General features: G+C 40.8%; 12 protein-coding genes. 10 read left to right on the forward strand and 2 right to left on the reverse strand.

Annotated features, from left to right (window positions below; all coding sequences use genetic code 11):
- The first annotated feature begins 75 nt into the window (after positions 1–75).
- Complete coding sequence (gene larC, locus GNF10_RS29725; protein WP_185581159.1) at positions 76–1,362, forward strand: nickel pincer cofactor biosynthesis protein LarC; 1,287 nt, start codon at positions 76–78, stop codon at positions 1,360–1,362.
- Between the two features lie 315 nt (positions 1,363–1,677).
- Here larC and GNF10_RS29730 read toward each other — a convergent pair whose 3' ends face one another.
- Positions 1,678–2,877 carry a PLP-dependent aminotransferase family protein gene (locus tag GNF10_RS29730; RefSeq protein WP_185581160.1) on the reverse strand — a complete coding sequence of 400 codons (1,200 nt, stop codon included), beginning with the start codon at positions 2,875–2,877 and terminating at the stop codon, positions 1,678–1,680.
- A gap of 227 nt (positions 2,878–3,104) precedes the next feature.
- Between GNF10_RS29730 and GNF10_RS29735 the strand changes: the two genes are divergently transcribed.
- From GNF10_RS29735 to GNF10_RS29745, 3 genes are all read left to right on the forward strand, one after another.
- On the forward strand, positions 3,105–3,896 hold the full coding sequence (locus GNF10_RS29735) for a basic amino acid ABC transporter substrate-binding protein (protein WP_185581161.1): 792 nt from the start codon (positions 3,105–3,107) through the stop codon (positions 3,894–3,896).
- Between the two features lie 271 nt (positions 3,897–4,167).
- A complete protein-coding gene (locus GNF10_RS29740; protein WP_185581162.1) occupies positions 4,168–6,144 on the forward strand; it encodes a serine/threonine phosphatase in 1,977 nt (658 codons plus the stop codon).
- A gap of 223 nt (positions 6,145–6,367) precedes the next feature.
- Positions 6,368–7,642 carry a protein kinase gene (locus GNF10_RS29745; protein WP_185581163.1) on the forward strand — a complete coding sequence of 425 codons (1,275 nt, stop codon included), beginning with the start codon at positions 6,368–6,370 and terminating at the stop codon, positions 7,640–7,642.
- Between the two features lie 101 nt (positions 7,643–7,743).
- Here the strand turns inward: GNF10_RS29745 and GNF10_RS29750 are convergent, their stop codons facing one another.
- Positions 7,744–7,962 (reverse strand): DUF4327 family protein, encoded by a 219-nt coding sequence (locus GNF10_RS29750; protein ID WP_012407469.1) that lies wholly within the window; start codon positions 7,960–7,962, stop codon positions 7,744–7,746.
- A gap of 674 nt (positions 7,963–8,636) precedes the next feature.
- On the opposite strand from GNF10_RS29750, the gene GNF10_RS29755 reads away from it, so the two are divergent.
- From GNF10_RS29755 to GNF10_RS29780, 6 genes are all read left to right on the forward strand, one after another.
- Positions 8,637–9,035: a tetratricopeptide repeat protein gene (locus tag GNF10_RS29755; RefSeq protein WP_185581164.1), complete on the forward strand. Its 399-nt coding sequence runs from the start codon at positions 8,637–8,639 to the stop codon at positions 9,033–9,035.
- Positions 9,036–9,101: 66 nt separating this feature from the next.
- Positions 9,102–10,100: an ATP-grasp domain-containing protein gene (locus GNF10_RS29760; RefSeq protein ID WP_185592353.1), complete on the forward strand. Its 999-nt coding sequence runs from the start codon at positions 9,102–9,104 to the stop codon at positions 10,098–10,100.
- Positions 10,090–11,085, forward strand: coding sequence for an NAD-dependent epimerase/dehydratase family protein (locus GNF10_RS29765; RefSeq protein ID WP_185587821.1), 996 nt, complete (start codon positions 10,090–10,092; stop codon positions 11,083–11,085). The genes GNF10_RS29760 and GNF10_RS29765 overlap by 11 nt, the downstream gene beginning before the upstream one ends.
- A gap of 79 nt (positions 11,086–11,164) precedes the next feature.
- Positions 11,165–11,902, forward strand: a complete 738-nt coding sequence (locus GNF10_RS29770) for a bifunctional 2-polyprenyl-6-hydroxyphenol methylase/3-demethylubiquinol 3-O-methyltransferase UbiG (RefSeq protein ID WP_185587820.1) — start codon at positions 11,165–11,167, stop codon at positions 11,900–11,902.
- A complete protein-coding gene (locus GNF10_RS29775) occupies positions 11,877–12,545 on the forward strand; it encodes an HAD family hydrolase (protein ID WP_221644682.1) in 669 nt (222 codons plus the stop codon). Before GNF10_RS29770 ends, GNF10_RS29775 begins: the two co-directional genes overlap by 26 nt.
- Positions 12,546–12,554: 9 nt before the next feature.
- Positions 12,555–12,986 carry an FdtA/QdtA family cupin domain-containing protein gene (locus GNF10_RS29780; protein ID WP_185587816.1) on the forward strand — a complete coding sequence of 144 codons (432 nt, stop codon included), beginning with the start codon at positions 12,555–12,557 and terminating at the stop codon, positions 12,984–12,986.
- Positions 12,987–13,116 lie beyond the last annotated feature (130 nt).

Raw genomic sequence — 13,116 nt, forward strand, 5'->3', positions numbered from 1 at the left:
GAGTAGAGGAGAATAACCAATGCCCAATGACTAATGACTAATTACTAATTACTAATGACTAATGACTAATTTATTATGAATAAAATTGCTTATCTTCAATGTCCGACAGGAATTTCTGGTGATATGTGCCTGGGTGCTTTGGTAAGTTTGGGTGTTCCTGTGGAGTATTTAATTGAAAAGCTCAATGGATTGGGAATTGAACAGGAATATCAGTTAAGAGCAGAACTTGTCCAACGGAATGGCCAGCAGGCGACTAAAGTTCATGTGGATTTAGTACACGATCGCCATCACCATGACCACCACGACCACGAACACAATCACCATCACACACGCTACTTGCCAGAAATAGAGCAGATGATTCTCAAAGCGGGGTTGCCATCACGGGCAGAAGCTTGGAGTTTGGCGGTATTTCGACAGCTAGCAGTCGCAGAAGGGGCAGTGCATGGGATTTCCCCTGAAAAAGTTCATTTTCATGAAGTGGGTGCTATAGATGCGATCGTAGATATTGTGGGTACTTGCCTGGGCTTAGATTGGTTGGGGATTGAGAGTAATGACGAAGGGTGGCCCCTGCTTTACTGCTCGGCGTTTCCCACTGGTGGCGGTACTGTTCGGGCTGCACATGGTCAAATGGCAGTACCAGTACCAGCAGTATTAAAACTTTGGGAAATGCGGGGTTGTCCAGTTTATAGCAATGGCATTGATAGAGAACTGGTGACACCCACAGGAGCTGCGATCGCTACTACTTTAGTAAGAGATTTTGGTTCACCACCCGCGATCGCTATCAAGCAGGTAGGATTGGGAGCAGGAACCATAAATTTACCAATTCCCAATATTTTACGCCTCTGGCTGGGCGAAAGCGCAAGTTTACAGTCAAATTTCAGCAATTGTGAAGATACTAGCTCAAATTTAGAAACTATCTCGGTACTAGAAACCCAAATTGATGATTTAAATCCCCAAGCGATCGGCTATGTTTTTGAGGCTTTGTTTGCTGCTGGTGCAGTGGATGTTTTTACCCAAGCGATCGGCATGAAAAAGTCCCGTCCAGGAATTTTGCTGACTGTGATTTGTCATCCAGAAAATTTACTCAGTTGTGAAACGGTTATATTCCGTGAAACTACAACTTTGGGTATTCGGCGAACAACTCAGCAACGCGCTATTTTACAACGGGAAATTCAACAAGTGGAAATTGAATATGGCAAAGTGCGTGTCAAAGTAGCATGGAAGGGACAATCACCAGAAAAAGTTATTGCCAATGTGCAGCCAGAATATGAAGATTGTGCAGAATTAGCCAGAAAACATAATATCCCCTGGCGCGAAATTCAACGGTTGGCGCTACAAAATTGGTATTTGGTCAATAACTAAATCTCCTCGTTCTAGCCCTTTCAAGGTGACTTGTAAAATCTCTTTTCTTCTCTCTGCGCTCTCTGTGTCTCTGCGGTTTAAAAGTAATTTATCTACCACAGAGACGCAGAGAACACAGAGAAAAGAGGTTAAAAAGGAATTGGTTGACCAATATTTTTACCCACCTTGAAAGGGCTAATCTCCTCGTTCTTATACTGCCTAGATTGGTGACAACTTAAAGCGATCGCTAAAATCTCAAGTGGGTCAAGTTCTAAATCTCGATTTTTGGGAGAAGCAAGCTAGCAAGAGCATCTCAATAGAGAGCGTCATTACGAATTACCTCAATCCGCGCAATACCGATCCTAATGTAGCGATTCCCTCAACAATCTTCTGTGTTGGCTGAAAGCTAAAAGCTAACCTAATGGCATCATCCCCTTGTCCATTGGCGTAGCAGCGAGTCCCTGGCAGAAAACTGATGCCGTGTTCACTGGCAGCCATGAGGAGGGCTTTAGCGCTGATATCTGGTGGCAATTTACACCAAACGAAGAAGCCACCATCGGGACGCAGAGCAACGACATCACTGGGAAACTCTTGAGCGATCGCTTCTAATAACAAATTGCACTTATGTTTATAGCAGGCAATTAGCTCTTGAATGTGATTGTCTAGTTTCCCTGTAGCACAATAGCGGGCAACTACATGGCTGACAAATGGCCCCACAGGCCCCTCACTTTTGAACATCGCCAGCCGCTCAATAATCGCTGGATCGCCACAAGCCCAGCCTAGCCGGATACCAGGCGCAATAATTTTCGAGAAGGTACTCACATATAATACCCACCCCTCTTGGTCGAGAGTTGCCAGGGAGGGCATAGTTTCTCCTCGGAAGCGCAAATCGCTATAAGCATCGTCTTCTACGATTAGAACGCCATACTCAGCCGCTAATGCTACCAGTTTTTGGCGGCGAAATAACGGCATAGTAGCACCTGTAGGATTATGAAAGGTGGGAATAGTATAAATAAATCGGGGTCGGATGCCCTGTTTTTTTAAATCGTTCAATGTTACTTCTAGCGCATCTACATCCATCCCTAACTCATCCACAGGAATGGTAATTATGCGTGCGCCAGCGTGGACAAATCTGGTAACTACTCCCAAGAAGGTTGGCCCTTCCACAATTACTACATCACCAGGTTCCACAAACACATCTGGTAGCAAGCCGAGAATCTGACCAGAACCATAGCCAATAACTAGGCGATCCCGATCGGCAGCAATTCCCTTAGCCTGCAAGCGGAGGATAATTTGCTCATACAGTTGAGCGGAAGGCGGACCGTAATTGAGAGCGATCGGAGCCTCTTCTGCCAGCACAACGGCACTTGCAGCAGCCAAGTCAGTGTGAGGAAAGAGAATTGGATCGGCTAGACCGTAGGCAAAGCTGACGGTAACAATTTTGCTTAACTCTGTACCGTAAGTTGGTGGTGCAAGGTTCTTTGCGCGTTCGGCGAACAAATCAGTAATTTGGTAAGCAGGGGTTGTAGAAACCATAAGTAGTTAAAAATTGGAAGTCAGAGTACAGAACACACAAGAAGGTAATTGGCGAAAACCGAGATTGGAAGCTTCCTCTGATCTCAACTTTTAACGAGAGTGGGGGTCTGAAACTTTCGTTATTCGCCCAGCATTCATGGTGGATTGTGGCTGCTGACGGATGTATTCTTTCTTATAACATCATGACAACTATCGTGAATCTTGACTGATAGAACGGAATTACTACAGTGAAATCATTTAACCTCAAGTGGCAGCAGCTAATTTTAAGCTTAGGCTGTCTGCTACTGATTATTGCCTGTAAAAATTTCTATCCTACTAATAACTCAGATGCTATACCTCTTCGGGTGGCGACAGATCCCACCTTTGTCCCTTTTGAAATTCAAAAGGCTAGCGGGGACTTGGAAGGTTTTGATATTGATTTGATGAATGCGATCGCTAAAGTGGCAGGTTTTACAGTCCAATTTGAAAGTCTACCTTTTGATGGCATGATCTCGACTTTGCAAGCTAAAAGAGTTGATGCGGCAATTAGCGGAATCACCATTACCGCCGAACGCCTGAAAACAATTGCTTTTTCACGACCTTATTTTAAAGCCGGACTAGCGATCGCTGTCCGCGAAGACAACCAAAATATTAGAGACTTCAACAGTCTCAAAGGTAAAAAAATCGCTGTACAAATTGGTTCCACCGGGGCAGATTTTGCCAAAACCATTCCCAATGCCAAAATTAGTACTTTTAATTCTGGGCCAGAATTTTTCCAAGACTTGCTCAATGGCAACGTTGATGCTGTGGTTGGCGATGCTTTCGCAACTTTATATGCGATTAAAAATGGCAAACTCAAAGGCATCAGAGTTGTTGCCGATCTGCTCACTGAAGAATACTACGGTATTGCTACACCTAAAGACTCCCCCCATCTAGATGCAATTAACAAAGGTATCGCGACCTTGTTATCCAATGGCATTTACAAGCAAATTTATCAAAAATGGTTTAACGCTGAACCCCCGGAATTACCCAACTTTTGACATTGGGAATTGGGCATTGGGAATTAGGCATGGTTATTTTCATTTTCCTTGTCCCCCTTGTCTCCCTCTGCTCCCATTCCCCATTCATAAGCAATTGGTTGCCAATATATTAAATATTTATCTAATATGCGTCACAATTAATACTGCCACCAAAATTCATTGATAAACTACAATCTCTTGTAGGTCTACTTTAGTCAGGGACAGCCAATTGTGGCACCTTTGATCTTAGTGGCTAGAAGCACCTTGGAGCGCGAATAAAGGAACTTCCACTATGCTGATTTGCCCTCAGTGTAAATTTGAAAACCCCAAAAGCAATAAATTCTGTCAAAGCTGTGGCACATCCCTGACCCACAAAGTTTGTCCCGAATGCAGCGCCGAAGATGTACCTGTAAATGCACTACTTTGTCACAACTGTGGCGCAGAATGTGGAACAGTGTTTTGGGCAATTATTGCTAAAGAAACGATTGGGGAAGCTTTGGGAGTAGAGACAGATGAGAAAGATGTGGGATTAGAAGGAGATGAAGAAGCAATATCCTCGTCATCTCCTCTATCCCTGAGTTCTCAGCTTGCATTAGGCTCTTATTTAGACTCCCAAGAGCGCTATCAATTGTTAGATCCGCTACCTACCCTAAGTGAAACTGCTACAGGTGTGAGAGTTCTAGACTGCCAACCATATCAAATATCACCAATTGAAGCAATACTAGCAAGTCAGCAATCATATTTACTAACGCCATCAGTAGATGCAAGTGGAATTCCTCACCTTGCGAAACCTTATATTGCCTTACACTCCCAAAGTGGGCGCGAAATACCACTGATTCACGATGCATGGCAACAGGGGGATATGCAGGTAGTAATAATTGAAGACCGCTCAAGTTGGCAGCCTTTAGTTGACTTATGGCAAGAAGAGACAACAAGTTCGTTAAAAATTTTGCACTGGTGTTATCAAATGACCCAACTCTGGGCATTGTTGGAACCAGTAAATTGTCGTCAAAGCCTTTTAGATTTCTCAAATTTACGATTGGATGAAGACCAAACGCTGGCACTACAAAGATTGTATGTGGAATCATCCAATTCTTTGCCTGTCACCGAGTTGCCAGAAGATGTCGAAGCCCAAACATCTGCTATTCCAGAGGAACCCTTAACCATTCAAGCTTTGGGGCGAGTTTGGCAAGCACTATTTAGGCAGTCTCAACGCACTCAATTTGGCTCTGTAGTCCAAATGTTGGGAGATTTAGATGTAGGTAAGATTCATACCATCGCACAATTGCGATCGCGTTTGGAGGAAATCTCCATTGAACTGGAAACGCTAGGAAGCGCAATGCCCCCAATAAAGGAGAACAATACCACTGTGCCCCCTATGCCGCAATCAGACGAACCAGAAGATATCATTAGCAAAGATGATATGCCAACTGTTGTGCTGGCGATGCAGTTAAGTAGCTTGGAAGATGCAGGATGCACAGATGTAGGTCGTCAACGTCATCACAATGAAGACTACTTTGGTATTGAAACCAAAATTAAAAAGTTGGAGTTGCCTAAAAGTCGAGTTCTAGAAGGGCATGGTTTGTATATTCTCTGCGATGGTATGGGTGGACATGCTGGCGGTGAGATAGCCAGTGAGTTAGCAGTCAACACCCTACGGCAATACTTTCGAGAACACTGGATTGCCAATCAACTGCCAACAGAAGATAGCATTCGTGAGGCAGTGTATTTAGCTAATGAGGCGATTTACAAGCTCAATCAACAAGATGCCCGTTCTGGAGTAGGGCGTATGGGTACAACTTTGGTGATGCTCTTAATTCAAGATACTCAAGCAGCAGTTGCTCATGTGGGAGATAGCCGTCTCTATCGCTTGACGCGTAAAAGGGGACTAGAACAAGTCACGGTAGATCATGAAGTTGGGCAACGAGAAATTACCAGAGGAGTGGAAGCAAGCATAGCTTACGCCCGTCCGGATGCCTACCAACTCACCCAAGCTTTGGGGCCTCGTGATGAAAATTCGATTAATCCTGATGTCGGCTTTTTTGAGATTAATGAAGATACTCTTCTGCTTTTGGCATCCGACGGTCTATCAGATAATGATTTACTAGAAACCCATTGGCAGACTCATTTAGAACCCTTACTTAGTTCGGGCGCTAACTTAGAACAGGGTGTTACAAAATTAATTGATTTAGGAAACCAACACAATGGTCACGACAACATTACTGGTATACTTATTCGGGCAAAAGTACGCCCAAATTTGGAAAGTTAAAAATAAATTGGTATTGGGAATTGGTATTGGGAATGGGGAATGGGGAATAAGAAAAAACAACAATTACCAATAGACATATTCGCCAATTAACCAAAAATCTCTATAAATCAGGGGGTTAAAACCTAATTTGCGGATAAGTTTAATGCCCAATGCCCAATGCCCCATTCCCAATGCCCAATGCCCAATGCCCACTCCCTAATCCATTTACCTTGTAGGTTGTATTGTGGTTAGTCTGACTCTCTTAGAACCGCAACAGAAAACGCCTCTCCAGCAGTGGTGCTTTGAGAACTCTTCCATAATTCGGATTGGTCGAGCAACAGATAATCACGTTGTTTTAACTGATAGTTTAGTTTCGCGGCATCATTTAGAACTGAGACACGTTGATTCTGGCGACAATGGCAGTGGTTGGCGGCTGATTAGTCAGGGTACAAATGGGACTTTCCTCAACGGTGTCCTTGTGATTCAGAGTCCGTTACCAGATAATTCCCTTTTGCAACTAGCACAAGGAGGCCCAATACTGCAATTCCAAATTCAGGAGGTAACAGTACTGGAAACTGGTTGGCGATCGCCACAACAAATACAAGCAACAGAAGAAAACGCCGTTGCAACAGTCTATTCAGCCCAAGGAAAATACACTTGTACACACGAAGGTAACTCCCCGAACAATCTGTTTTGCATCCACTGCGGTCAACCTCTCTCAGTGCAACAAAAAATTCGCCATTATCAGGTGTTGCGAACTCTCGGACAAGGAGGTATGGGTACTACTTATCTCGCTTGGGATGGGGCTGGTCAGATTGGGAGTATCCCACAACTGCTGGTGTTGAAGCAAATGAATGCTGATATGGCAAAAATTGCCAAAGCTCAAGAATTATTTGAGCGAGAGGCACATACTCTCAAATCCCTTAACCATCCGGGAATACCCAAGTATTACGACTTCTTTGTCGAAGGCGGAAAAAAATACTTGGCAATGGAACTAATCCACGGACAAGATTTAGAGAAACGTGTCTATACAACTGGCCCAGTTACGCCAAGCCAAGCGATCGCTTGGATGATCCAAACCTGCGATATTTTAGAATATCTTCATAGCCAAGAACCTCCACTAATTCACCGCGATATTAAACCCGCCAATTTAATGGTGCGAAGTTCACTAAATCGCATAGTAGTGTTGGATTTTGGCGCAGTTAAGGAAATTGGCACAGCGCCCGGCACCCGGATTGGTGCAGAAGGTTATTGCGCTCCTGAACAAGAACGAGGACAACCTTTGACTCAATCTGACTTGTATGCAATTGGGCCAACGCTGATTTTTCTGCTCACAGGCGAAAACCCGTTTAAGTATTACCGCCAAAAGGGGCGCAACTTCAGGTTTGATGTGGCAAAAGTTCCCACCATCAGTTCCCAATTAAGAGATGTGATTGATCGCGTTACAGAACCATTACCACGCGATCGCTATCAAACTGCACAAGAATTAACTGCGGCTTTAGCTGCCTGTAAAGTTTAGGAACTAGAAATGGGGAAGGTGAGGTATCCTCTGAGGATAAGGGGTAATGGGGAGTGGTAAATATTAAAAATTCCTACCCCCTATTCCCTATTCCCTATTCCCTATTCTTCATCCCAAGTCTCTACAGCTAGCAGTTCACTAACTGGGTCTTGCATACTAAAGCCAAAGTCTAGGAGTTCCTGTTTCCAGTGCTGCCATTCATTACCATAGAGCAAAGCGATTTTCCAGATGCTATCACTTGGCTTGATAATATTCGATTCTATGAGTGATTGCACGTTGCGCTGCAATTTCACCATCGGGTGAATCACTTGCTGAGTCATAACCTCGATTGAATTCAGATTTTGTTGGTAAATACTTAATTAAAACCGCTTCCCATTCTGCAATTGTTGCCGGGTCGTAGAGTGGTGTAATTTTGGTAAAGCTAGTCTTAACTTTTTAACTATACCATAATAAACTCTACAAGATTACTGGTAAATTCGGTTTTGTACGGTAATTACCACCACAAAACTCCAATTTTACCAAGTAGTTCTAAAACTTTTTGCAGAAACCAGACAAAAGTTCAGGGTAAGGGTTAAAAGATAAAGGATGCTTCTATTTTCCCTTTAACCTTTCCCCATATTATTTTTCCCCTTAACTTCTACCCTTTAAGCACTAGAGTGCAACAGTACCTTTTGTAAGATATCTGTTGTGAACACCTACGAAAGTAATTAGTCCCTCTGGAAGTTGCGCTAAGTAGTGAGACTGAGGACGACTGGGAAAATTCTATAATATGTTTGCGTTTTGAACAGCCCACTATTGACACGGGCTAGTTTGAAAGTTTTTGCCTGCCTATACAGCATAGGCTTACCATAAAATTCCCTCGTCTTCAGAGTCAGCTTTTAAAGTTTGTGTAAAAAATTTTTAGCCAAGATGTTAGTTTCTGTTGAGCAGATGGGTATCCTCAAAACGGGAGGGTTGCTGACACCTAACTATTTACCGCAGCAATAATTAATACATGCCTGGTTCAGGGGAAGAATACCTAATCACCCGCAAAAAGCAGATTGAGCGGCGACAGAAGATTTTAACAATAGTATCTATCTTCTCGTTTTTTGGATCTACGGTATTTGCAGTCATTCCAGCAATCCAACAGGCTAGTCAACCTAAGCCAGCAACTGCGTCTGTTTCTGCTGAGTCATTATTACAGCAACAAGCGCGGGGTTACGAATTGGTTTTACAACGAGAACCAGAAAACCAACTTGCTTTAGAGAAACTGTCTTTAGTGCGGTTGCAATTGAAGGATTCTAAAAGTGCAAGGGAACTTTTAGAGAAGCTGGTGAAGTTGCACCCCGATCGGCAAGATTATAAAGTTGTATTAGATCAGGTTAAAAAGCAACAAGGGAATGGCGATCGCTAGGTGATTAATTAGCTCGCTTAGTTTTTCGTATTTGATAAAAACTCAAAAAAAGTAGGATTATAGGGTTTGAAAGCTGACTACTGTGAAGATTCAAGTGTAATTAATGTTTTGATTACAGGAATGGGTTCCACAACTGCTATTTCTGTAGTAAAAGGTCTTCGTCAGCAAAAAGAAATAAAACTGCGAATAATTGGAGTTGACATCAACAAAAAAAATGAAATTGCTGGTTCTTCTTTTTGTGACACCTTTTATCAAGTACCTGTGGCAATTCATTCAAATTATATTTCGGCGATAATCAATATTTGTAAAATTGAGAAAATTCAAATCATTTTTCCCATTGTTGATATTGAGTTAGAAATAATTGCCAAGTATATTAATTTATTTCATGATCTAAACATTAAAGTCTGGCTCTCGGAATTAAAGACTATCCAAATTTGCAATGATAAATATGAAACCTATAAATTTTTACTAAAACATCAATTTGCTACACCTCAAACCTGGCTTCCAGAAGAGGTGGAAGGAAGAGAGGATGAAATGACATATCCTATAATAGTTAAGCCAAGAAATGGCTTTAGTAGTATCGATGTTTTTAGAGTAGAAAATACAGTTGATTTGTTACAAGCATTAAGAAAAGTAAATCAGCCTATCCTTCAAGAATATCTGTCAGGCCACGAGTTTACTATTGATGTAGTAGCAGACGATAAATCTCATATATTAGCTGTAGTTCCTAGAGAAAGGATACAGGTTAAAGCAGGTATTTCTTATAAGGGAAGAACAGTTAAGAATGAAAAATTAAGTGAACAGGCAAAGGAAATAGCTCAAACATTGAATATTAATGGCCATTGTAATATTCAATGTCGGCTTCAAAATAATGTACCGAAGTTCTTTGAAGTTAATCCTAGATTTTCTGGGACTCTACCCCTAACAATTGCAGCAGGCGTTAATAGTCCAGTAATACTACTAAAACTAACTATAGGAGAAAATTTAGATCAATGCTTTTTCGATTTTACAGAAGGTGTTTACATGGCGAGATATTGGGAAGAACTTTTTTATTATGAAAATTGAAGGAAGTAAGATATTAATTACTGGTGGTGCAGGTTTTATAGGTTCACACATAGTTGAACTTTTGGTTCATTCTGGAGCTAACGTGCGTGTTTATGATAATTTTTCTTCTGGAGATGAAGCTAATTTAAAGTCTGTTAAAAATGACGTTGAAATCATTCGAGGTGATATACTTGACCGAGATAATTTGCTGAAAGCTTCATCAGGTGTAGATGTCATCTGTCATCAGGCTGCACAGCTAGAAATTATTCGTTGTATTGAAACACCTCTAGAAGATTTACGCAGTAATACAGAGGGAACAATCAATATTTTTGAAACAGCTAAATGTTTAAATATCCCGAAAGTTATATATGCATCCTCTGCCTGCGTTTATGGTCAAGCTCAGTATGTACCACAAGATGAAAGTCATCCAACTGTACCAAATTGGCCTTATGGCATAAGTAAATTGGCAACTGAGCATTATGCACGCCTTTACTATGACTACTATCAGATAGAGACAATAGGTCTACGATACTCAATTGTATATGGTTCTCGTGAGTGGTACGGGCGTGTTTTAACAGCTTTTCTTCGTCGGGCGTTAGATGGCTTGAAACCAGTTATTTGGGGAGGATATCAAGAACGTGATTTTGTTTATGTAGAAGATGTAGCAAAAATTAATGCTCTTTGCATCGAAAGCGAAAAATTAGGGTGTGATAATTTTAATGTTTCGACAGGTATAAGTACGCAAATTAGAGAATTAGCACAGCTAGTTTGCGATCTATTTAATTTAGGTGAACCTGTATATGAGGAAATTTGTGAAGGAGAAATTTCGCAGATGGTTGCTGGTCGAATCCGACTACCTGCTGAACTAAAGCAAATGGTACTTGATAATAGTAAGGCTAAAGCAACTTTAAACTGGAAACCTCATGTAACTCTTCAAGAGGGAATAATTTCTGAGATGAATTGGTTGCGAAGTAATCAAGAAAGATGGGCAGTTATGCGCTACTGAATTAATCAAATTTTCAGTTGCTTCTCTTCAGAAATATGTAAATATATTGATGTACAGGAAGGGAGATACTTATAGAATTATGAAGCAAGATAAAACTCCATTGATCATAAATGAGCAGCAGGATATAGAGTCTCTAGCAGATTGGTATCTGAATGAGCAAATAGACTTTAACAAACGACTTATGGGCTTCGGATATCAGACTTTAAAACCCTACTTACAAGGACTAGAAGGTTTAGAGTTAGGATCTGCTGATGGGCAAATGACCCAATTTTTAGTCAATGATTTTTCACGATTAACAGTAGTGGATGGATCTGCAAAGCTATTAGCTAGTATTGAAAATTTCCCTAATCTTGTAAAAGTTCATAGCCTTTTTGAGGAATTTAGACCTGAGCATGAATTTAATACCATTATTATGGCTCACATTCTTGAACATATTAAGCAACCAGTAGCATTATTAAAACAGGCAAAAAAGTGGCTGATGCCAGAAGGTAAAATTTTAATCATTGTGCCTAACGGCCATTCTATCCATCGTCTTGTAGCAGTTAAAATGGGTCTATTTAAAGAATCATGTGAACTTAGTACACATGACTATACCCTTGGACATCGCCGAGTCTATACACCAACAACTTTAAGGAAAGACATAGAAGAATCAGGACTTAACATTGTGAACATGGGAGGAATCTTTTTTAAACCTCTTTCTAATCAGCAGATTCAGGATCATTGGACGGAAGAAATGATTCAAGGATTTTATGAATTAGGCAAAGATTTTCCTGAGTATGCAGCCGAAATTTATGCAGTTTGTACCGCAGATGATTAAAACCCTGATTCTTGATTTGGATGGCCCTATTTTAGACAGTAAACTCCGCCATTATGCTTGTTATTCTCAAATTCTCAATATTTATGGCTATATACCAATTAGTCTAGAAAGATACTGGGAAATGAAGCGTAATCGCTTACCGCTTAAAAAACAGTTATTAGTTAGTGGTGCAGAAGCTATTCAAGAACAATTTTTACAAGCTTGGCTAGAAAAAATTGAACAACCAGGCTTATTGAGGCACGATTGCCTTCAACTTGGAGTAAAAGAAAAATTAGAAGAGTGGCGTAATAGTGGTTTACAGTTAGTTCTTGCAACGATGCGTCGCTTTCCTGAGTATCTTCAGCAACAGTTAATTAATTTTGGACTGAACAGTTTGTTAGACCATGTATTAGTCTGTGAGCATCAACTTGGAGGTGTAGGGAAGGCACAACAGGTTCAAAAGTTCCTACCTCATATATCTCCAAGTAATTGCCTTTGGATAGGTGATACAGAAGTTGATATTGAAGCAGCACGTTCTTTTGGCTGTCTAATTTGGGTGGTAACTTGTGGTATCCGAACTAAAACTTATCTTGCTTCATTGTCTCCAGATTTTATTGGTTCTGATCTAAGACATATAAATTTAAAAAGTTTTTCAAATAATTAACCTAGCATCATGAGTATTGAACAGTGTCGTATTATCCATCTACCAAAGGTACAAGATCCACGAGGAAATTTAACATTTATAGAAGGTAATAAACATGTTCCTTTTGATCTCAAGAGAGTCTATTATCTCTATGATGTTCCTGGAGGAGCAGAGAGAGGCGGACACGCTCATAAACAATTACAACAGCTAATCATTGCTATGTCTGGTAGTTTTGATGTGGTTTTAGATGATGGACATGGCAAATGGCGTTTTCCTCTAAATCGCTCTTACTACGGTCTTTATATCAGTTCTATGGTTTGGCGAGAACTAGATAATTTCTCATCGGGTTCTGTTTGTATGGTTTTAGCATCCACCTATTACGAAGAATCTGACTACTATCGTGATTATGATGAATTTATAAAAGCTGTAAGAAGGATAGATAATGGAAGTTCCATTTCTTGATTTAAAAGCTTCTTATTATAAAATAAAAATGCTAAGAGTCGTTGAAATTTTACTAGAGGTATTAAAATATGACATTATCTAATGGTTTAATTAGCGTAACTATGACTACCTATAACCATGATAAATATAT

The sequence above is a fragment of the Nostoc sp. UCD121 genome (assembly GCF_014222285.1).
Classification (GTDB): domain Bacteria; phylum Cyanobacteriota; class Cyanobacteriia; order Cyanobacteriales; family Nostocaceae; genus Nostoc.